Source organism: Bacillus multifaciens (genome assembly GCF_030756675.1).
Taxonomy (GTDB): Bacteria; Bacillota; Bacilli; order Bacillales; family Bacillaceae_G; genus Bacillus_A; species Bacillus_A multifaciens.
This window is the reverse complement of sequence record NZ_JAVBXD010000057.1, coordinates 1-21038: the sequence shown is the minus strand read 5'-3', so window position 1 is coordinate 21038 and position 21038 is coordinate 1. Positions and strand designations below refer to the sequence as shown.

The 21038-nt window shown below is 33.2% G+C and carries 17 protein-coding genes and 6 pseudogenes; 15 read left to right on the top strand and 8 right to left on the bottom strand.

Annotation, left to right across the window (positions count from 1 at the left end):
* Positions 1–412: 412 nt before the first annotated feature.
* Complete coding sequence (locus Q9306_RS22880; RefSeq protein WP_033678948.1) at positions 413–616, bottom strand: DUF1657 domain-containing protein; 204 nt, start codon at positions 614–616, stop codon at positions 413–415.
* A gap of 284 nt (positions 617–900) precedes the next feature.
* Positions 901–1206, bottom strand: a complete 306-nt coding sequence (locus Q9306_RS22875) for a hypothetical protein (RefSeq protein WP_306202669.1) — start codon at positions 1204–1206, stop codon at positions 901–903.
* Between the two features lie 213 nt (positions 1207–1419).
* Here Q9306_RS22875 and Q9306_RS22870 point away from each other — a divergent pair, with 213 nt between their 5' ends.
* Positions 1420–2019, top strand: a complete 600-nt coding sequence (locus tag Q9306_RS22870) for a YkoP family protein (protein ID WP_306202667.1) — start codon at positions 1420–1422, stop codon at positions 2017–2019.
* A gap of 103 nt (positions 2020–2122) precedes the next feature.
* On the opposite strand, the gene Q9306_RS22865 is transcribed toward Q9306_RS22870, so the two are convergent.
* Entirely contained in the window at positions 2123–2974 is an 852-nt protein-coding gene (locus Q9306_RS22865) for a metallophosphoesterase (RefSeq protein ID WP_306202665.1), read from the bottom strand.
* A gap of 156 nt (positions 2975–3130) precedes the next feature.
* Here Q9306_RS22865 and Q9306_RS22860 point away from each other — a divergent pair, with 156 nt between their 5' ends.
* Positions 3131–4270, top strand: a complete 1140-nt coding sequence (locus Q9306_RS22860; protein ID WP_306202663.1) for an MGDG synthase family glycosyltransferase — start codon at positions 3131–3133, stop codon at positions 4268–4270.
* A gap of 108 nt (positions 4271–4378) precedes the next feature.
* Positions 4379–5191, top strand: a complete 813-nt coding sequence (locus tag Q9306_RS22855; protein WP_306202661.1) for an alpha/beta fold hydrolase — start codon at positions 4379–4381, stop codon at positions 5189–5191.
* A 359-nt stretch (positions 5192–5550) separates the two neighbouring features.
* Here the strand turns inward: Q9306_RS22855 and Q9306_RS22850 are convergent, their stop codons facing one another.
* The gene (locus tag Q9306_RS22850; protein ID WP_306202658.1) at positions 5551–6168 is read right to left on the bottom strand and encodes a DUF2238 domain-containing protein; all 618 of its coding nucleotides are present in this window, start codon (positions 6166–6168) and stop codon (positions 5551–5553) included.
* Positions 6169–6429: 261 nt separating this feature from the next.
* Here Q9306_RS22850 and Q9306_RS22845 point away from each other — a divergent pair, with 261 nt between their 5' ends.
* From Q9306_RS22845 to Q9306_RS24745, 3 genes are all read left to right on the top strand, one after another.
* Positions 6430–6573 carry a hypothetical protein gene (locus Q9306_RS22845; RefSeq protein WP_176546755.1) on the top strand — a complete coding sequence of 48 codons (144 nt, stop codon included), beginning with the start codon at positions 6430–6432 and terminating at the stop codon, positions 6571–6573.
* Between the two features lie 351 nt (positions 6574–6924).
* A complete protein-coding gene (locus Q9306_RS22840; RefSeq protein WP_306202655.1) occupies positions 6925–7563 on the top strand; it encodes a DUF2953 domain-containing protein in 639 nt (212 codons plus the stop codon).
* A gap of 823 nt (positions 7564–8386) precedes the next feature.
* Positions 8387–8533, top strand: coding sequence for a hypothetical protein (locus tag Q9306_RS24745; RefSeq protein ID WP_371932430.1), 147 nt, complete (start codon positions 8387–8389; stop codon positions 8531–8533).
* Positions 8534–8625: 92 nt separating this feature from the next.
* On the opposite strand, the gene Q9306_RS22830 is transcribed toward Q9306_RS24745, so the two are convergent.
* A complete protein-coding gene (locus tag Q9306_RS22830; protein ID WP_306202651.1) occupies positions 8626–9609 on the bottom strand; it encodes a glycosyltransferase family 2 protein in 984 nt (327 codons plus the stop codon).
* 36 nt (positions 9610–9645) lie between these two features.
* Positions 9646–10025: pseudogene (locus tag Q9306_RS22825) on the bottom strand (GtrA family protein).
* A gap of 170 nt (positions 10026–10195) precedes the next feature.
* Between Q9306_RS22825 and Q9306_RS22820 the strand changes: the two are divergent.
* From Q9306_RS22820 to Q9306_RS22810, 3 genes and pseudogenes are all read left to right on the top strand, one after another.
* Positions 10196–10705, top strand: a pseudogene (locus Q9306_RS22820) (glycosyltransferase family 39 protein); the annotation flags it as partial.
* An 88-nt stretch (positions 10706–10793) separates the two neighbouring features.
* Positions 10794–12473 (top strand): DUF6044 family protein, encoded by a 1680-nt coding sequence (locus tag Q9306_RS22815; protein ID WP_306202648.1) that lies wholly within the window; start codon positions 10794–10796, stop codon positions 12471–12473.
* Between the two features lie 253 nt (positions 12474–12726).
* Positions 12727–14027, top strand: a pseudogene (locus Q9306_RS22810) (IS3 family transposase).
* A 186-nt stretch (positions 14028–14213) separates the two neighbouring features.
* On the opposite strand, the pseudogene Q9306_RS22805 reads toward Q9306_RS22810, so the two are convergent.
* Positions 14214–15022: pseudogene (locus tag Q9306_RS22805) on the bottom strand (transposase); the annotation flags it as partial.
* Between the two features lie 42 nt (positions 15023–15064).
* Here Q9306_RS22805 and Q9306_RS22800 point away from each other — a divergent pair.
* The 4 genes and pseudogenes from Q9306_RS22800 to Q9306_RS22785 form a co-directional block, all read left to right on the top strand.
* A pseudogene (locus Q9306_RS22800) lies at positions 15065–15578 on the top strand (group II intron maturase-specific domain-containing protein); the annotation flags it as partial.
* Positions 15579–15720: 142 nt separating this feature from the next.
* Positions 15721–15960 (top strand): annotated as a pseudogene (locus tag Q9306_RS22795) (IS4 family transposase); the annotation flags it as partial.
* 980 nt (positions 15961–16940) lie between these two features.
* Positions 16941–17234, top strand: coding sequence for a hypothetical protein (locus Q9306_RS22790; RefSeq protein ID WP_306202646.1), 294 nt, complete (start codon positions 16941–16943; stop codon positions 17232–17234).
* Positions 17218–17559, top strand: a complete 342-nt coding sequence (locus Q9306_RS22785; protein WP_306202644.1) for a DUF1036 domain-containing protein — start codon at positions 17218–17220, stop codon at positions 17557–17559. The genes Q9306_RS22790 and Q9306_RS22785 overlap by 17 nt, the downstream gene beginning before the upstream one ends.
* A 210-nt stretch (positions 17560–17769) precedes the next feature.
* Here the strand turns inward: Q9306_RS22785 and Q9306_RS22780 are convergent, their stop codons facing one another.
* Positions 17770–18471 (bottom strand): YukJ family protein, encoded by a 702-nt coding sequence (locus Q9306_RS22780; protein WP_306202642.1) that lies wholly within the window; start codon positions 18469–18471, stop codon positions 17770–17772.
* A gap of 409 nt (positions 18472–18880) precedes the next feature.
* Here Q9306_RS22780 and Q9306_RS22775 point away from each other — a divergent pair, with 409 nt between their 5' ends.
* Entirely contained in the window at positions 18881–19942 is a 1062-nt protein-coding gene (locus Q9306_RS22775) for a M4 family metallopeptidase (protein WP_306202640.1), read from the top strand.
* Positions 19943–19981: 39 nt separating this feature from the next.
* Positions 19982–20299, top strand: a complete 318-nt coding sequence (locus Q9306_RS22770; protein WP_306202638.1) for a protealysin inhibitor emfourin — start codon at positions 19982–19984, stop codon at positions 20297–20299.
* The last annotated feature ends 739 nt before the right edge of the window (positions 20300–21038 follow it).

The following is a 21038-nucleotide window of genomic DNA, read 5'->3' as shown; positions in this document are numbered from 1 at the left end:
CATCGCTCCTTTGCATCTTTTTTATCAGTGTTGACAGATAAAAAGATGTTCAGACACAAAAACAGGCTGTGGAGAAGGCTTTCTCCACAGCCTGACAAAGCACTTTATAAAAGTGCTTTGTGAAAAGCAAGCGCTATAAGTAAAAAACTTCTATATAATAAGGTATCTGGTTCATTTAAATGTGGAACAAGTCGGCATTTTGGATGTTAATAATAGTTAACAAAAAGAAATTGGGGTTTGCTCACTGTTATATAAGATATGAAAAATTTGTTATTTGTTGATTTGTTACCTAAAGAAAAAGGATGCAATTAAATCATCTCTTTTCAATTAGCCTAAAAAGTATAAATACTTTCTAGATATATAAATCTAGCCATGATCCGGCCTCTGCCAAAGATCTGAAGATTACTGCAGTTTATTGATTATACTGAGGCTCCTCTTGTTGAACCTCCTGAACACGTGGTTCTAAAGAATCAATAATTGTCTGTGCTTGCTGAGCTGCATTTTGATACAGTTGTTTTGCTTGCTGATTGTCAGTATCAAGAACAAATCCTTCTAAACTTGCTTGAGCACTTTTTAATCCAGAAATAGTTTGTTTGAGCTTAGTAATTACTGTCATAATTAAATTCCTCCTTATAATCATGAATTCACTATTTATAATAGCTATTTTCTACCAAAAGTATAATTTCCAAATTTTAGGTATATTTATAGAATGAATACATTGACTAAGATTTAAAAAATACTAAACGAATCGTACAGAATAAGCCATGTTAGATGGTTCTTAAAAACGAAGTGAAGTTGCACAATAAAATGGAAAACCTGATTCGATACAGCTATAGAGTCATTAAGAATAATAAAAAACTCGTGACTAAAAGACGAGTTTTTTATTATTCGCGATAGTTATTAGTTTTGATTCCCTTGTTTCTTTTGGTTGTTAGGCGTAATTTCATTGGCAAACTCCATATTTGCCAAATTTACTTTGGATGGAACGAATGTTCTTGTTGTATTTTGAACACCTTGGAACATACGTTGGATAGGTCTCATCATATTTGAATTACGCGTTGCTACTACACCAAAAACTGTTCCTAAGCCTAGTAAAGAAACCCAAATCCATCCTCTATTATTTCGTCTATTTCTAAATAATTTAAACACTTGCTGAGTCCTTCTTCCAGAATTGAATAATGATATCAAGAAGTTAAGAATATTCATTTTTTGCCCCCTGTAAAAAATAATTAGGAAAAAGAAACACTAAGTTCAATTTCACATAATTTATGTTGCAATATTTTATAGAAATTTATGATGCCAACTTATACTAATCCTTTTTGATTTTTTTTACTGAAAACCCTAAGATTTCCTAAATATTATTTATTAAAATATGCAAAATAGTGTTATCAAAAATTCAAAAAGGGAAATGAAAACAAAATGAAAAGTTATGTATTATTGGTTTGGAATTTTCTTGATCCAATATATTATAAATTCACTCGCTTAACTTATATTCATAACGAAACTCACAAAGAAAATATTTTACGTGTAAGACTGACTCGTTACAAGGGGAAACATGTTATTCTTTCTGATGGTACACAGATCAATAAGAATGATATCTTGGTTAAAATTCATTTACATAATGTTCGTTTAATCAATGAAATGAAGTCCGTTAAAAATGACATTACAAAAGGGAAATTTATTTATCAACATGTTAAAAAATCCTTGCCTAGTCTTGAATCATATATTCAAAATCATTCCAGGGCAGATGAGATTAAAGGGATAATTGGGATTTCAATGTTAAACAGAGGAGCTGACCGATTAGGTTTTGAATTTGTTGCTATTTCTAATCCTTTTTATAAATGGTTTAAATGGTTGGCATTTTTACCAATATGTTTATTATCTAATGAAGATTCGATTTTCAAAATGATAAAGAACAATATATCTTCCACACCAAAATATTTATTTATGTCTAAGGAAAAATTATTACAAATATATAATTGTGAATCTCAAGATGTAATTGCTAAAAGAAAATGTTAATTACTTTTGTTGAAAAGATTATAAGATTTTTTATTCTACATTCATAATGATTGAAGTATAACTATAAAAGCTGTTAACGAGGTCCGTTAACAGCTTTTATAGTTTATACTGCGTGTTGTTCTTCAATTGTAACTGTTGATATTGATAGTTGATGCAATGTAATTTCTGGTCTACTTCCAACTCGAATATTTACTCCTGTTTGACCTAGTCCTTCACTAATATAAAAAGGTTTTCCATCTTGCAAATGAAGTCCTTTTATAACGTTCATTCTTGCAAGTTTACCCATTTTCGCAAGGTGATAAGCTTTTGGATAACAAATTTGACCACCATGAAAATGGCCAGCTAGTAAATAGTCAAAATGATATTCATTCATATGAAGTACAATATTTGGATCATGGGTTAATACTACATTCGTGCCCTGTTTAATCCCTCTATAAGAAGCTGTTAAATCACTACGTTTCGTACTAAAATCATCAACACCAATAATATTTACACGTTTACCTTGAACATAAATGACATGATTTTCATTTTGCAGTACTTTACAGTTATATTGTTCAAGTGTTTCTTTTAATTTTTGTAAGTCCTTTTCATGTAATACATAATCATGGTTACCGAAAACACCGTATATGCCATACTTTGCCTGTAATTGATTTAATGCCTCTAAATATGGAGCAAGCTTAGGGATTGTACGTTTACGGTCAAGGAAATCTCCAGTAAGCGCAATCAAATCAATTGATTCATCTTTTAGTTTTTCATAAAGCTGAGCTGGGGAAATAGAAATATTTTCGAGATGCATATCTGAAAGGTGTAGAATGTTTAATTTTGGATCATGTTCGTGAATGTGCTTTTGATTTATTTGAACTCTATTCGTCACAACATCAGTCGTGTTTTTGTGAGCTTTTTTGAATAGATAGAAAAGAATAATAAATAAAATGGATAATAATAAAATTTTCATTACATCACTCCTTTTATAAAAATTATACATGAAAAATCTTTTCATTTTGTATGTAATTTATTCTAAATGGTTGCCAGAATAGAAAAGGAGAAGTGCCACATAATAACAAAAGCTAATAAAAAAACACATCGTCAAGTGTACCTCAAGAGGTGATTTATGAAACAAAATTCAACACAAAAGACCATCTTGTTTTTGCCATTTTTACAGATTCCATCAGGCCATCACCAAGTTGCACATGCATTAATGGAAGGAATACAAAAGGATCAATTCAATATAAAATGTGATCAAGTGGATATTCTCTCGTATAGTTACGGAAAAATAGAAGCATTGGTTTCAAATGTTTATTTAAAATGGATTAAAGTATTCCCTAATTTTTATAATTGGATATACCAAAACTCTGTCTACAAAAATGTCGAAGAGAACAAACGTTATCGATTATATGAACTTCTGTTTGTACCATTCATGAGAAGATTAATAAGAGATAAACAACCGGATCTGATCATTTGCACTCATGCTTTGCCTTCATACATATTAAATTATTTGAAAGAAAAAGATGAACTGAAAACACCAGTTATAAATGTATATACAGATTATTTCATTCATAGTTGTTGGGGCATTAAAAATATTGATTTTCATTTTGTACCGTCTCATCATATGAAGGAGTTTTTAAAAAACAAAGGAATAAGTAATGAACAAATTTTTATAACAGGAATTCCTATTCATAAAAAAATAAAAAAACAAAAAGAGCATATAGTAAACTTTTCTTCTTCTGCATTGTCAGTTTTAATTACCGGTGGAAGTTTAGGGGTTGGAGCAATAGCAGATTTAATTCACAAAATAGGAACGAAAACAAAAATTCACTTTTATGTGTTATGCGGGAAAAATGACAATTTATATCAAAAACTTCAACAATTACAGCGAGATAACATAACACCTTTAAAATATATTACATGTAGGGAAAAAATGAACCAACTCTACGATCAAATAGATGCAATCGTTACTAAACCTGGAGGAGTAACAATAAGTGAAAGTTTATTTAAAAGAAAACCTATTTTTATTTATCATGTACTACCAGGGCAAGAGGAAATTAATTTACAACAACTAAAAAAGTTAGGTGTGATTTTCTATTTAAATAAATGGAAAGATGAAAAAGAGACACTTGAGGAGCAAATATATTCCTTTTTTCAAAACAAAAATCAGGTCCAATGTTATCAGGAACGTATAACAGAATATCATCGACAGCTTATTACGAAAGAGCCTTCACAAATTATAAAGGAAGTAATAACGAATAGATAATGCTTAGATACTCACATCAATTTTTTATTATGCATCATTTTTTGAAAGTTACTTTTTTCTTTAGAGAAAAGTTAGGAATGATTTCAGATTGTTGAGGTGATTACATACATGCCAATGTTGAATGTGGACGGTAGTAGTCTGTATTATACCGTTAAGGGAAAAGGGGTTCCTATTGTTTTTATTCATCCTCCTGTACTTACTTGTGTGAATTTTGAATACCAAATAGAGGGATTATCCCAAAAGTTTAAAGTGATTGCTTTTGATATTAGAGGACATGGAAGGAGTCAGTATTCAAAACAACCGATAACCTATCCACTGATTGCCGAAGATATTAGACGTTTATTGGATCATTTGAAAGTCGAAAAAGCATTCATATGCGGATATTCAACCGGTAGCTCTATCGCATTAGAATTTTTGTTAACTTGCGCGGAAAGGGCATTAGGAGGGATTCTAATCGGAGGAATGTCAGAAGTGAGGGATGGATATCTAAAGAATAAGATTTCACTAGGCGTGAAGCTAGCGAAAACAGGGGCAGTTTCATTTTTAGCATTGTCTATTTCATGGGGCAATTCAAATACCCATAAATTGTTCAGAAAAATGTTTAAAGAAGCTCGAAAAGGAAATGCCCAAAATATCGAGCAGTATTATCGTTATAGTTTGCACTATAACTGTACCAATCAGCTTAGAAACATTGAGGTTCCGGTTTTGTTGGTTTATGGTAAGAAAGATAAATCATTTTATGCTCACGCGAAACTACTCCATGGAGAATTGCTATGTAATGAATTAAAATTCATTGATAACGTAAAGCACCAAATTCCTACAAAAGCAGCGAAAGGGTTAAATGAAATGATTAAGCAGTTTGTTTTTATCCATACTGAGATGAATAGAGAAGAAACTTTTTCTTTACCAGTAAAAAAGTAGATGTCTCGTGAATAAAGTGAAACTGTCAACAGTGGGGATTCGCCCCTGTTGGCATTCACCACAAATAGGAGCAGTGACCCTCATCTTTCTTCTTTGATTCCTCTGAACATTTAGGTGAGGGTTTACTGCCTGTTAGGGCGGGGGAAAAGATTTTAAAGATAATAGTAAAGATATAAAAATAATCTTAAAAAAGTTTGGAATGGGAGTGCTTCGTCCTGCTCTTACACTTCCATTTCCTCTGGTACTAGCATCGTTACTGCTCATTTATTTCTTCTATAATTCCGTTTATGAAATTACTATCTTCTGTTTGCATCAATACATGACAATGCTACACAGATTCCTCTACATTTACTCTTTTATTAATTCTTTTTTAACATCCGGTTATGTAATGCTGAAAGGGTGAGTAACGCAAGAATCGAACCCACTAAGGCAAGTGACATATCCCATTGTGCATCCCATATATCGCCTTGCATGCCTAAAAAGTCTTTTACTGCTTTTCCTCCCTTTGCTATTTTAAAAGCTAACCATTCGATGATTTCGTATAATGCAGCAACAGCAAGCGAAATGCTTATACTAATCGTAACTAACCAAGGACCTTTGGTTAGTTGAGTTTTCCGCAATAATATTTCTCTTATCACAATTGTAAACAAGCCTTTTATCAAATGTCCAAATCGATCGTAGTGATTTCGATTTAAATCAAAAATATCTTTTATCCAATTAAAAAGAGGAACCTTTGAGTATGTGTAATGACCGCCGACAAACATTATAATGGCTAATATTGCAATAATCATATAGGAGAGAGTGGTGAGGCGAAACTTATTGTACGTTGCAATTATAATGATTAGACTGAGAACGGCTGGAATAGCCTCCGCTGCCCATGTTGAGTATCTTGCAGGATTAATAACAGACCATATAAAAACTGCGGTAACAACCAATAATAAAAATGGGTGAATCACTGTACTTTTGTTTCTTATCACTTTTTTCACTCCTATTGAAAGGTGTTTTGCTTCAAGTATTTGAAAAAACACAATTTCGTATACAGGGTAATTAGGGCTGTTAACCTTATTTCATATTTTACATTAAACTTACAGATATCTAAGTGATTCCAGTTTTTTAATAATTGGATTTGATTCTAATTTGATATACAGGAAAAAAATGCTGAAAAAACTTCAGCATATTCTTTTTTTTTAAGTAGATGATAATAGCATAAATATTTACCTGAAAGGAGCAATAATCACGTGAAGAAAAGAAAATATTTACTTGCTCTTATGTCTACTATTTTATCTGTAGGTTTTCTGTGTGGTTGCAATGGCGTTGATGAGGATGAGCCAGATCCAACTGAAGAACCTTCGGAACAAATTCAAGAAAATAATAATCAATAACAGAATAATATAAGTATTATTATTAGCCTACTGTTACTTCATAAATATAAAAAGTGATCCAATAGAATAGGCCAAACCAAAAACACCTCTTATATCGTATTTAATTAGAGACGAATATATGGAGGTGTTTTTGTTTATGGCAGTAGTTCAAAACTCGTGCAGTTTTTTGTTCTTTGTAACAATTATCATTTTAACCATGCTATTTACCTAAGTATCTTGATTGTACAACAAAAAAATTTTTATATAGAACGCCACACAACTTTCTTCGATTAGAAGAATACACTGATGCGCAATTTTCTGAATTCGTATAATATTCCTTGAACATGTCGATAATGGATATGGAATGAAAGGATGATAGGCATGAAGTGGCTTGTAATCGGAATTGGGATTGTTCTATTGCTTATTTTGTTTATATTGTTTTTGAAAATATCCTTGAAAGTTACTTTTTTATATTCTGAAATGGAAAAACAGTGTTTACTACAAGTGAAAATATGGAACATTAAATATACGTTTGATGTGTTAGAAAGAATGGAAAAACAGAAAAAAAAGACTGGACAAAAAATTGAAAAAGCAGAAGAAGAAGGCGGTATTGAAAATAAAGTAATGGCACAGCTCGATAGCATTGGAGAGATAGTAAAAAAGTTGCAAGAGATTCATTCTGTAATTAAAAAAAATCTGAAAAAAGTTAAAATCAATCAATGGAGATGGCATTCACAAATTGGAACAGGGGATGCAGCTAGTACTGGAATCGTAACAGGATTTGCGTGGTCAGCAAAAGGAATGGTTGTCGGAGTTGTTGGAGAATATATGCATATTATTGATATACCAGAGCTTGAAATTACGCCTGTATTTCAAGGGAAAGGTTTTGCATCTAGGTGTGAATTAACAGTGTCATTTCATATTTATCGTTCGATAATAACTGTATTTATGTTACTTATGTTCATGAAGAAACAACGATCTGTTAGCACAGAAAAATCTGTTCAAACATAAGGGGTGACAATGAAAAAGAGAATTTTACTTATTTCGTTTACTCTCAGAAACTTTTTAAGTGCTTCTGTTTAATGGAGTACTTTTTATTTTTGATGTCAAAAGAAGGTACAATGTAAGCGACGCACCTATTCAGTCTCAAAAAACATAAGGTTTTTGAGACTTTTTATGTTTCATTTGAAGAAAGTACTTTATAGGAATACATGAAAGGTTCGGTGAATGAACCGCCACATCTGAAATTTTTTCCAAATTCATAAAAAACAATTATAATCTCTTTACCAAAAACCATAATTTTTGTAATTGATTTAGCCTTTATTAAGGTGCTTAATTTAAATAGATTACGATGTTACCAAAAATGATTACCACAAACATTTTCCATAAGTGTACAGTGTACTTTTTATCCTTTTATCCCTAATAATAAAGACTTCATAATGTCTAATATAACTTGTTTCAAATATCTTAACGTTGTTAAACAAGGGATTTTATATTGAGAAATGAGCTTAACGTTGTAAATCCGCATTTTCGGGACTTTACTTCATATATTTGCACCAGAACCGTTATTATTGCATCTATTGTAGTGAACTTTGGATAAAAAAGAATGCTTTTATTAAAATATAGAATAAAGAGAATTATTATTATTTTTTTTGAAAACATAGAAAAATCCATTCTTATTGTTAAAGTAAGGAATGATATATTACGGAGAGGAATTTTGTCGTATGAAAAAAGAATACTATCAATTTGCATAGCTGCTAGTTTATTAGTGTCAGCTTCTTTTTATGGGGAAAGAAATGTACAAGCTGAGAATAGCAATACTGTACAACAAGCTATACAAAGTAAAAATGGCTGGTTAAAAGAAGAAAGTTCATGGTACTACTTAAATCCTCATTGTTATTACATGTATACAGGTTGGGATATAATTGATGGGCAATTTCATTATTTTGCTCAAAATGGGGCTTGGCAGTACTCTGAATAGTAAGTGGCTCAAATGCTAGATAGAATTCTTCATTTAATCTAAATGATAAAAAGGAGTGTGGCAGTGAGATACACATGCTACACTCCTTTTTATTATATTGAAGATATATTTGTTTTTTCCTTATTGTATAAAGTTACATCATCTTCTTCTATATTCACAGTCTCTTTTACAACATACATTGGTCGGTTCTTACTTTCGTCATAAATACGAGCGATATATTGACCAACAATACCAAGACCTAGCAGTTGCATACCGCTGAAGAATGTGATGGCAACCATAAGAGAAGCCCATCCAGTTTGGATGTCTTGTTCAATAATTTTAACGATAACTGAGTATATTAAAACTGCAATAGAAATTAATACAGAGATTAAACCTAAAGTCATAACCATTCTTAGTGGCTTTGTAGAAAATGCGATAATACCGTCTGAAGAAAATTTAATCATTTTCTTTAATGGATACTTCGTTTCACCCGCAAAACGTTCATCTCTTTCGTATTCAATATGTGTTTGGCGGAATCCAATCCAAGACATCATTCCACGTACGAAACGATTTCGTTCTGTCATTTGTTTGAATACATCTGCTACTTTACGATCGATAAGGCGGAAGTCACCTGTGTCTTTAGGAATATCGATATCAGACATGTAATTTAAGAAGCGGTAGAAATATTTAGCTGTAACAAGTTTAAACCAAGTTTCACCGTTACGCTTTTTTCTTTTCGCATAAACAACCTCATAACCTTCTTCCCATTTTGCAATAAGTTCTGGGATAACTTCAGGTGGATCCTGTAAATCAGCATCAATGATTACGATAGCATCACCTTTGGCAACATCAATTCCTGCTGTTACAGCTATTTGATGTCCAAAATTACGAGCAAAGTTTACGATTTTAGCACGAGGATCTTCGGCTGAAATACCTTTTAAAATTTCCATTGTCCGATCGGTACTACCATCATTTACAAAGACAAATTCATAATTAATATTATTTTGTAGCGTAACAGACTTTAAGCGATTATAACACTCTTGTGCTACGTCTTCTTCAAAATACATAGGAACGATGATTGAAATAAGTTTCTCCAAGTTTTTATCCTCCTTGTAACAGCAATATATATTAATTTATTGGAAATGGTTTTGTTTGTTGAATGTCCAAAGTTTATTAAGGAAAAGTTCATAATCATACCAACACCGATAGAAAAAATTTGTGAGATAAACTTATTTATGAAAAGTTTATCAACTAATATGAACAGGCTAATTGTATTAAAAGTTAATCCAATTAAATTTACAGTTAGGAATTTAAAAAATAATGATAAATCTTTATTTTTCGATTCAAAAACCCAATTTTTGTTCCAATAATAACTGTTAGCAACACCAATTAAATAAGCAAAGCAGTTAGCGATAAGGTAATTCACACCAATTTTAATGAGCAATATGTAGCTAATAATTGTGATAAGCGTATTTAATACTTCTATTAAGCTAAACTTTAAAAATTTCTTCATAATGTAGTATCCTCATTTTTATAAAAAAATATAGTAAATATATGTAAAATGCCCATCTTAAGTTTTTTGTATAAATCGATGATTACTTTACGATTTATTATTTAAGTCAAGTATATGCAGTGGCTAATTGTATGACATCGGAACTGAAGACAAATAAAGGAGTGGCAAGGTTGTTTACACTTTTAAAAGGATTTTCTAATTTTTTAACACGTTTTATATATGCTCTCTATGGGATTTTTGCTGCGGTATTAATATTTACTTATTTTACAGATATAAAAAAAGATAATTATATGATTTTATTATTGGGTTTTCTAGTTTTATGTACGTTAGGAACCTTTATGTTAAGAAAAGGTTCTTTATATTTTGAAAAGTTAAATGAAAAGAAATGTTTCATTATATTACTACTTACTTGTTTTGTAGTGAAAGTACCATGGATTTGTTTGTACAAAATTGAACCACTTGTCGATTATGCAACTTTCTATAATACAGCGGAAGCTTTAAGTGCAAATTTCCAAATTAAGAGTCGGTATGTAGCATTATTTCCACATATTTTCGGATACTCATTATTTTTAAGTGTTTTCTTCAAAATATTTGGAACAAGTTATATGATTCCACCTATTGTGAATGTTATTCTAACTACGATATCAATGGCATTAATATATTTCATAGGTAGAAAAATTGATAGCAACTTGATTACTAGGGGGATAATTTCTTTCGTTTTGGAAATTTTATAAGTAAACTTTTTAAGAATTCCTTGAGGTGTAGTGAATGTTTTCAATCCAGAACAACCAAGAAAAAAAGTTACTTGTTTTTGCAGCAATTATACTCATTCTTTATTTGTCTCCTTTATTTATTCTTGGAGAAAATGCGCATATTCGCGTTCATGATAATCTTGATTCCAATTTGTCCTGGTATAAGGTTTTGGCAAGGAGCGGGGAGATAATAGGTCCGATTGATGCTACAATTCCACAAGTGATAAACAATCAATTATCAAGAAACGCATTTAGCACGGAATTTAGTGGTATTGTTTGGTTGTATGCTTTTTTTCCAAATATGATTGCGTATGCATTAAGTCAGACGATTACAAGAGTGGTTGCTTTTATAGGGATGTATCTTCTTTTAAAACATCATTTTTTACCTAGAGAGGAATGGATGGTCATTTCGGTTGGAGTTTCATTGGCTTTTGCTCTTACTCCTTTTTGGCCGTCAGGAATGCTTAGTACTCTCGGAATGCCTCTTGCACTTTGGTCATTTTTAAATATTCGAAAAGGGGAAAGGTCGTGGAAGAACTATTTCGTACTCACTCTTATTCCTCTATATTCGAGTATTGTTTTAGGTTTTTTCTTCTTTTTAAGCGGGATGGGGATTCTTTGGTTAGTGGACGTAGTAATAAAGAAAGAATGGAACTTTCGTTTTCTTTTTTCAATTGTTTATATGACACTCATTTACATGATTGTAGAATATCGCTTAGTATCTTCCTTCTTCTTATCCACTGCACCTAACAGCAGAGATGAATATTTTCATGCAAGATTATCGTTATGGCGGTCTCTCCGTCTTACAGTGAAAAATTTTCTTTTAGGACACAACCATGTCATGACAGTCCATACATTTGTTATTTTACCTGTCATACTTATTGCGTTGTATTTTATCATTTCCAAGAGGCGATGGAAGCAAGAAAAAGTCTTTGTTTTTTTGTTCTGGTTTAACATAGCATTGTCAATTTGGTATGCTTTTTGGTTTTATAAAGGTTGGCTTCCATTAACAAAACGTTTTCACATTTTGGATACGTTTAATTTTGCACGTTATCATTTTTTGCGCCCGCTAGTTATTTATGTTTTATTTGCTCTTGGATTAAAAGTTTTATGGTTACAGGGGAAAATATGGAGACACGCTGTGACAGGTTTTGTGATAGCTCAAATTATTTTGTTAAGCTTTTTTAATGAGGAAATTATTTTTCAAAGTAAACCTTCAGTAAAGGAATTTTTTGCAGAAAAACAATTTCAGGATATAAAAGAGTATATCGGTTTACCTTTGAAGCAGTACCGTGTCGCTAGTATTGGTTTACATCCTGCTATCGCTCAGTACAACGGATTCTATACACTTGATACATATAACAATTTTTATCCGCTATCATATAAATATGAATTTCGAAAAATAATCGAGAAGGAATTAGGGAAAAATAAAACGATTCGTACGTATTTTGACGAGTGGGGTGGCCGCTGTTATATTTTCACTGATGAACTTGGAAAACACTATATGTTTAAGAAAAACTCGAAAAAACGCTTGGAAAATTTACAACTAAATATAGAGCATTTTAAAAAAATGGGTGGTCGATACATGTTTTCTGCTGTCCCTATTGAAAATGCAGTAGAAAACAATTTATCCCTTGAGAAAGTGTTTACAACAAAGACATCCGCTTGGAAAATTTATTTGTATAAAGCGATATAGATGAATGAAATAGATTGCCTCTCTCGATGTAAATTCATAAAAACCAAACTAATATTTTGAAATGCCCATAAACAAAAACACCTCCATATATTCGTCTCTAATTAAATACGATATAAGAGGTGTTTTTTATTTGGCCTTGAACTGTACCCCGAATCGTGGACACTTAAAAAAAGTCCATGATTCGGGGTTTTTGTGTATTTTTATAAGCAACCCTCGTTATAATGGAGACAACGATAGAAGTGAGGTACGGAAAATGAGTAAAATTATTTTTAATGAAATCCAAATGAAACAATTAGAGAAGAATAAAAATGTTATGAAAGTATCAGAACGTTCGATTAGTTATTGTCCAGATTTTAAGATAAGAGCTGTGAGAGAAAATCAAAAAGGGAAAGGTCCAAATCAAATCTTTTTAGAAAATGAATTCGATTTAGACGTCATCGGTGAAAAGAAGCCACATCAATGTTTAAAGCGTTGGAGAAAGACATATGAACAATTTGACGAAGAAGGGTTTTATACAGAGCGTCGCGGAAAAGAGAGTACGGGACGTCCTTCCACAAAATCGCTATCGTCTGATGAGAAGCTTAAGAAAGCAGAAGCACGTATTGCATTCCTAGAAGCGGAACTTGCATTCTTAAAAAGTTAGACGAACTCGAAAGGCAGGCGTTACAGAAGAAACGTTAACACCACGTGAAAAATATACATTGATTTAACAAACGATTCGTCGCTTCAAGTTCCCGCGTCTGGTGCGTTATTTTTGCGAACTAGCTGGTGTAAGTCGAAGTGGATATTATGGCATGGCTTCATCAAACAGACAAGCACCTGGAAAAGGAACGAAATGATGAAAAAGATTATGAATGGATCCAAGAAATTTTTAATCGAAAAGAGAAAAAATGTGGTGCCCGTTTCATCAAAATGGTGTTGGAAAAGACAAAGGGGATTCGTATGAATCTCAAGCGTATTTATCGTATTATGTGTAAGTACAATCTCATGACAAGAGTTCGTCATGCAAACCCTTATAAACACATCACAAAAGCGACACAAGAACACAAAACATGTCCGAATCTTTTACAACGTCAATTCAATCAAGAAGAGCCAGAAAAAGGTATGTTAACCGATATCACATATTTATTTTATGGGAAAGGGAAGAAAGCTTATTTATTGTGCGTAAAAGACAGTACGACACGAGAGATTTTAGCCTATCATTTCTCTTCCTCTTTACAAATGGATATCGTCTATCAAACATTAGATAAATTGAAAGAGAGGTTAGGAGATGCCATTCATCCTGAGGCTCTTCTACATTCAGATCAAGGCATCCATTACACACATCCTGAATTTCAGCGACGTGTAAGAGAAATGGGCATCAGACACTCTATGTCACGTAGAGGAAATTGTTTAGACAATGCCCCAATGGAATCCTTTTTTGGACATATGAAAGATGAATTAGATTATAAAGTTTGTCAAACATTTGAATCCCTTCAGCTCGTCATAAAGGACTATATGGGGGATTATAACAATAATCGCTATCAGTGGACACTAAAAAAATGGCTCCGGTAGAATACGAAGGCACTGAAAAAGTGATCGCTTTGAAAAAATAACATGCATTTTATCAATATGTTGAAAACAGAAAGAAGTCCATCATCTGTATACAGTAGGTTATGGACCCTTTTTTCTTAGAGGCCACTGAAAAACTTCCGTTTTTCATCTCATAAAACATATGTAAAACAAAAAAGGCGACTTTTGTTACTGTTTTCCTTTTAATAAGGTCATAATTCGTTTTAAGTTAACAGCGAATATTGCCATCGCTCCTTGCATTTGCATGCCAATGAGACCCGAGGAAGATGCCGTATCATACCCGTGCCTATGTTTGAGTTCACTATTTTTAGCTTCAATTTTATAGCGTTCTTTTGATTTTTCTTTGAACAGCTCACTTTCTTGAAAATTTTTTTGTTTACTATGTTCTGTTGAGTAGATAGTGACTGAATACGATTTTGATTTTGCACCTTCTTTATAACATCCTTCTTTGAAAGGGCATCGTTTACATTTTTCTATATTAAAGTAATAGGTATCTCTTTGATTTTCACTTATATTTTTCTTTCATTCCTTCATTGATTTGATAAACCGCTTTACGGAGTAGTTTTGATTTCTCCATTAAAAATTCTCTTGGCGATTTTTGATTGAATCGTGCTTTTGTATGCGTAGCGTCAACAATAATAGATTTACTTTGAATCAAGTCCTTTTCTAATGCGATTTCCACTGTTTTTTTGGATAAGCATGTCAAGTAATCCAACATCTTTTAGACGAAGCTTGCGAAACTTCGTTAATGAACTAGGATCGATCACCATATCTTCTGGTGCCATATCTAAGAAATATTTAAAAGACATGTCATATTTTGAGCGTTCAACAACATCTACATCAGATAAATCAAAAATAGATTTTAACAATAAATATTTGAACATACGAACAGGAGGCACTGCATTGCGACCGTTATCGAGACAATATTTATCCTTTAATTCCTCTAGCACAAAAGAAAAATCAACCATTTCATCGAGGAAGCTTTCACTTTTTGAACTATGAGGACTTTTTCAGTGGCCTCCAGTAAACGAGGGTGGGCTGAACTGGCACTGCGACGACTGCAGGAAAAACTGGAGCCTTTGGGAGTTGAACTGAATCTTGAGAAAACTCGGATGGTCGATGTCTTACAGGGAGAGTCTTTTGCCTTTCTGGGATTTGATTTCAGGCGAGTACTGAACCGAAATAAAACCCGACACTTCATATGCATGACCCCAAAGAAGAAAGCCCGTACGGCAGTGAAAGCAAAAATTCGCGAACTCATTCAAAACGCAGGAGCCAAACCAGCACAAGACTTAGTAAAACAAATCAATGCCGTACTAACAGGATGGGTGAACTACTTTCGGGTTGGAAACTCCAGCGGAGCATTTAGCGAAGTGCGTGACTATACGGAGATGAAAATCCGCACATTGCTGACGAGAAGGAAACGGCAACGAAAGCGTAGCATCGGATGGCAGAGATGGAGTAATGAATATCTCTATGGTGTACTGGGGCTGGAAAGTCCATTCCCTCAAAAGTGCAGAGGGATACCGATGAAAGTGTCTGCCATTTGATAGGTCTCATAACCCTTTGATGAAGTTTATGGGGTGAGCTGCTTGAGGGAAAACCTCACGAGCAGTTCTTATGGGGAGGAGCTGGAAACGGGTCATAACCGATACCGCGCCAGTTCTTTACCCGACAACTCTTCTTCAAATGGATGAAGCAACATTTAAACATCAAGAAATTTTACGGTCATAGCGAGCAAGCTGTACACAACCAAGTGTATATCGCGATGATTGGGTACTGTTTAAATGTGCTGGCGCAGCTTTACATAAATAGTAAGAAAACGTATTTACAAATTAGTCGCTATTTGAAAGCGTCTTTATGGAAACCAGCACACAGGTGGATCCGGAAAATTCGGGGGAATAGCGTTCCATAAAGGTTTTCAAGTCGTTGTCGTACAAGTCGTAGGTTATAGTAAAAAAATGGATGTTTACTACCTCTGTTTGCGTGTTTTCGTTTTTCTTCTAAAAAGAGACAGTAAGAAAACGGAAATTTCAGAACTTATTTATGCGACACTAGTGAAAGAGGGTATTTAATTATTTTTGTGAAATTTTTAACAAAAAAGATAAAAAAGTGTGCAACTAACTCAAGAAATCCCGCTCTTATGCGATTTGTCAGTAGCGGACTTTTTTCCCTTTTGACAATAAATGTCCAAAGGGAAAAAAGTTCGCTACTGGATAACGGGAATTGTTTGTATTGTTGAAAACTAGTATAAAAAAGAACAGTATCACGAAATTAATAAAATCTTGCGTTATTATAATAGGAAAATAATAATGTAAGAGAAGTATTTTAATGGAAGGAAAAGCATGGCAATCTTATGCCATGCTTTTTTTATATAGCGTGCCCAGCTAAGCTTGGCACTGCTTACTGGTGAAAGTCCAGTCTAGGTAAGAACCAAGTCGCCTAGTAGCTGACAGGCAACTGGTGGAGAAATCCTAAGGTTGAAGCCCTGTGACAAAGTAACTTCTAGTAGAAGTGCGAGCGAATCAGCAGACCGTAACATAAAGTGAACCTTGCCGCCTCGTCAAAAGCAACCTAGCGATAAGACGAAGGGAAGTCGAACCTGGTGTATATAGGTGAAGACCATGGAAGATGTGAAGAACTTGGAGATGCAACGTCGAAGAATCCCTCGGGGTATGGAGCCTTGCTAATATTTTGACATAAAATCCAAGATAATGTAGATTCCGGAAATGGAAAGGTCGTTTTTTAAACACAACAAAAAGATGGATCCTTATTTGATTGGTTTGACGTCTTGTTGTTAGGCGATTTCTCTAATTATACATAGACAATCATCTAAAACATAGACAGTTAAATATGATGTAAATAAATACCAACTTAAAAAAGGAGAGATTTTCTATGCATCGTTCATATTATGTACATTCATCTGGACCTAATCTGAATTTACCTTATGGATATGAGATTCCATATCAGCATTATAAAACAAACCCTTTGTATATAGCATCTACTTATGATATAAACCGAATCCCTACAGGATCAGTATCTTCAAGTTATACCTATGGTGGAGATAGAGATAAGGGCACATCTGGGCATCATCAGGGTTTAAGTGATGTACATGTTTCTGTCCCTAACTCTGTAACACATCGCCAAGACAAAACGGAGAGGAGTAACAATAATGCCACTTATATTTGAGAACGACACTGGAAGAGACTTGTGGGTAGCCATCGCCTTCGAGGATCAAAGTTGTGTTGGTAGCAAATGGAGAAAAGAAGGCTGGTGGAAAATTAATCCTAGATCAACGGTAACCGTGTTTACCGGGCCAACTAAGAATAGAACATTTTACTATTTCGCCCACGACAAAGGTTATCAGTACGTATGGGAAGGAGATGCTTACCACACCTACCTCCCTGATGAGGCATTCTCTCGGTGTTGGGACGAGTCGGGTGGGACAAATCGTCGTGCGATGAAGTCTTTTACGGCTACAGCTGATACTTACACACGCACCCTTTACATTTAGGAGAAAAGAGGAGGATAAAATGCTAAATTGTGGTCTATTCGATCACAATTTTTTAACTTGATGGGTATCTATGGTGGCCTCAGGTATTTTAATTTTTTGCAATTGAATTAACTCCAATCCAGCCCCGATGCTACCTTTTAAACAAAAGTTTATGTTGAATAAACTACAAAAAGTCAAGTGATTATACTTGACTTTTTGTAGTTAGAATAATTAATTTTTAGTATTAGCTTGTGTATGATCGCAAATTTCTGTTGGATAGCCTCGGTTATCTGTACACCATGACTGAGATTGAAAAGCTAAAAAGATACCAACCCAATGATTATCTTTATATTGAATTAAAATTCCTCCATCATGGTATATTCCGTTATCACCTGAAAAATCTTTTTTATCTCCTGGTTTATCTTCATTTCCTTGGTTCATATGAACATTATGCATACCATTTGTTGGTTGAAAATGAAAAACTTTATCTTCTTTTTTTTCAGGACCAAACTTTGATCCGTAAATATATATTGTTGCTTCTTCCTTTATAGCTTTCGGGATATATTTATTAAGTAAATCGTTTAAATCATTGTTTTCACCTTCGAGATCGGCAGGTAATGTTTTCATTTTTGAGGGATCGAATAAATGGCTACGTATATAATCTAATGCAATTTCCTTATTATTTTCATTAATTGACGTATAGCCATCATCCATTGTAGGAAGAATTGTAATTGCTGATGCATTGAATTTTTCATCGACTAAATATAAGAGTTCGGGTTGTCCTGAAATAGATTTTGCATTAACAGCAATTCTATATTTTATATTGTCTTCGCCTATCATAAGAATTTGATAATGAGGAGATTCTTTATCTTCTCTTTCTTCATTTTTTTCAATTGCAATACCTTTTAATACACCGTAATTTTTTACAGGCATAGCTTTACCTCCTAATAATGGGTTTTTACCCAATTTATTATTCCTAAAAAAATTAATATATATTAACTTTCTCTGCATTTTACCCATTTTTAATGTTAAGGAGTAAAGTTTCGTGATGGAAAAATATATTTATGAATAAACAGCTTATTGAAAATGATAAAAACTCCTTATAGGGCTCACCATACGTACATATCTATCAACTAAAAAAACAAAATACAAAAACGTCATTCTTTCTAATCTAGCTTGTTTAGAAAGAATGACGTTTTTGTATTTGAGAGTATTAAAATCTTTTTAGTTAATGAACATATATCTACATCCCTAATGAATTTATTCAATAAAATGTTTAAATCTGATGCAATAAGAACAGGTTAATGGGGAGGTCATTTATTATCATGAAAGGGTGGTAAATTTGCATACAAAACGTTGTTCGCATAAAAATTGCCAGTGTTTTATTGTACCTAATTATATTTTAGAGAATTTAGCTCAAAACGAAGTAGAAGCTGCACGAATCAGCTTAGCAAAAAGTCGGCATATTCGAAAACGCAGAATCTTGAAGGAATATGATATTAATGGTGTTGTTGCCTTAACTGATGCAGGAACAGGACCACGAGGTGAATCTGCTCGCCATGTATACGATTGTAAAGGAGGAACAGAACTTCGGGTTAATGAGGTTAGGAAAGAAGGAGACAGATCAAGTGGAGATACCGTGGTCGACCATGCGTATGATTATGCTGGAATTGTGCGTGATTATTTCAAGAATGTGTTCCATCGTAATTCTATTGACGACAATGGTTTGGATCTCATTCTGAACGTCCACTATGGCCACAATTTCCAAAACGCCTATTGGGATGGTGATGAAATGGTGTTTGGTGATGGTGATGGAATTATTTTTACCAGTTTTGCAAATTCACTCGATGTCATTGGGCACGAACTTACACATGGTATTACGCAGTTCATTAACGGATTAGAGTATGAAGGTCAGTCCGGAGCCTTGAATGAACATATTTCGGATGTATTTGGTATTGCAATTAAACAAGCTTATTTAAAGCAAACAGCACAAGATGCAGATTGGCTAATTGGTGCTGATATAATGGGGCCAACACTAAAAGGACAAGCCCTTCGTTCAATGAAAGCACCCGGTACTGCATTTGACAACAAACTAATGGGTAAGGATATGCAACCCGATCATATGAAAAACTATTATCAAGGAGATCGCGATCACCACGGTGTTCATATTAATAGTGGTATACCAAATAAGGTGTTTTATCTTGTATCCATGGAAATTGGAACAGATAAAGCAGCCTTGATATGGTATACTGCAATTCAAAGCTTATTTGCAACAACAAATTTTAATCAATTCGTCCAAATTGTTATCAAAGCAGCACAAAAACTTGTTGATAGCGGAGAAGTTCCTAAAACAGCAGCCAAAACTGTAGAATCTGCTTTTAAAGCTGTTGGACTACCTTATTAATTGGGGGCTTTATCATGAAGTGGAGGCTCAATAATTAACATGTATATCCAATTTAGCTGTTCAGGAGGAATTGCTAACTTTGACTTAACCTTTCAGACAGATACGGATGAATTACCAAAGGAAAAAACGAAAGAATTATTAGATTTAATTGAGCAATCTAATCTTTTCAGCCTCGAATTAAGTCAAGGAGAGGTTGCTACTATCCAAGGAGCGGATGCTTTTCTTTACGAGCTTAGGATAGAAGATGATAAAAAGAAAAAGTCCTTCTTATTTACCGATATAACAGCTCCACAGGAAGTGCGCCCTTTATTAGATTATTTACGTAATCTTGCCATTGCAGAAAAAATGAGGGAATAACAAAAATAAATTAACATTTAAAGTACTAGTGTATTATAAAGCGATACTTGCTTCACTATATTATTCGAGTACTGTTGTTGTCTGAAAAATATATCTCCATGCATATAACCATTAAGTTTAGAGAAATGAGTCCAATGCCGAGGCATTGGACTCATATTTTATTTTTGGGATTTAATTTATTTTCTTAAGTTGATGGGCATGGGGCGAATCCGGGTTATTTCAATTTTACATTAAATTCTTATTTAACGAATAGCTGTGTTGTAAACATTATATAGCTGTAAAATAAGAGCAAGTATATAATTATTTTTGTGAAAATGTTAACAAAAAAGGTAAAAAAGTGTGCAACTAATTCAAGGAATCCCGTTCTTATGCGGTTTGCCAGTAGCGGACTTTTTTCCCTTTCGACAAAATTTGTGTTGAGGGAAAAAATATCTTTACTAAGGAAAAAATATCTTTACTGGTGAAAAATTACCTTTACTAAAATAAAAACCAATTAGGAGTTCAGCCGAGATACATGTAAAACTAGGTTATAGCAATACATTATTTGTCAATAAGTGTTTTTAGAGAATGTTTGTAACATAAATGTTCGTTTTTGTTACAAAACAATCTACTTTGCCCCTAAACGCAGCCACGCTGGTGTCCAAAGGGAAAAAGTTCGCTACTGGATAACGGGAATTGTTTGTATTGTTGAAAACTAGTATAAAAAAGAACAGTATTATGAAATTAATAAAATTTTGTG

Bases quoted from the DNA above. Each gene is read 5' to 3' on its own strand.
- Q9306_RS22840 (WP_306202655.1), top strand. From the start codon at position 6,925: ATGATAGGCATGAAGTGGCTTGTAATCGGAATTGGGATTGTTCTATTG.
- Q9306_RS22815 (WP_306202648.1), top strand. From the start codon at position 10,794: ATGTTTTCAATCCAGAACAACCAAGAAAAAAAGTTACTTGTTTTTGCA.
- Q9306_RS22860 (WP_306202663.1), top strand. From the start codon at position 3,131: ATGAAACAAAATTCAACACAAAAGACCATCTTGTTTTTGCCATTTTTA.
- Q9306_RS22770 (WP_306202638.1), top strand. From the start codon at position 19,982: ATGTATATCCAATTTAGCTGTTCAGGAGGAATTGCTAACTTTGACTTA.
- Q9306_RS22790 (WP_306202646.1), top strand. From the start codon at position 16,941: ATGCATCGTTCATATTATGTACATTCATCTGGACCTAATCTGAATTTA.
- Q9306_RS22865 (WP_306202665.1), bottom strand. From the start codon at position 2,974: ATGAAAATTTTATTATTATCCATTTTATTTATTATTCTTTTCTATCTA.
- Q9306_RS22875 (WP_306202669.1), bottom strand. From the start codon at position 1,206: ATGAATATTCTTAACTTCTTGATATCATTATTCAATTCTGGAAGAAGG.
- Q9306_RS22870 (WP_306202667.1), top strand. From the start codon at position 1,420: ATGAAAAGTTATGTATTATTGGTTTGGAATTTTCTTGATCCAATATAT.
- Q9306_RS22880 (WP_033678948.1), bottom strand. From the start codon at position 616: ATGACAGTAATTACTAAGCTCAAACAAACTATTTCTGGATTAAAAAGT.
- Q9306_RS22780 (WP_306202642.1), bottom strand. From the start codon at position 18,471: ATGCCTGTAAAAAATTACGGTGTATTAAAAGGTATTGCAATTGAAAAA.
- Q9306_RS22785 (WP_306202644.1), top strand. From the start codon at position 17,218: ATGCCACTTATATTTGAGAACGACACTGGAAGAGACTTGTGGGTAGCC.
- Q9306_RS22855 (WP_306202661.1), top strand. From the start codon at position 4,379: ATGCCAATGTTGAATGTGGACGGTAGTAGTCTGTATTATACCGTTAAG.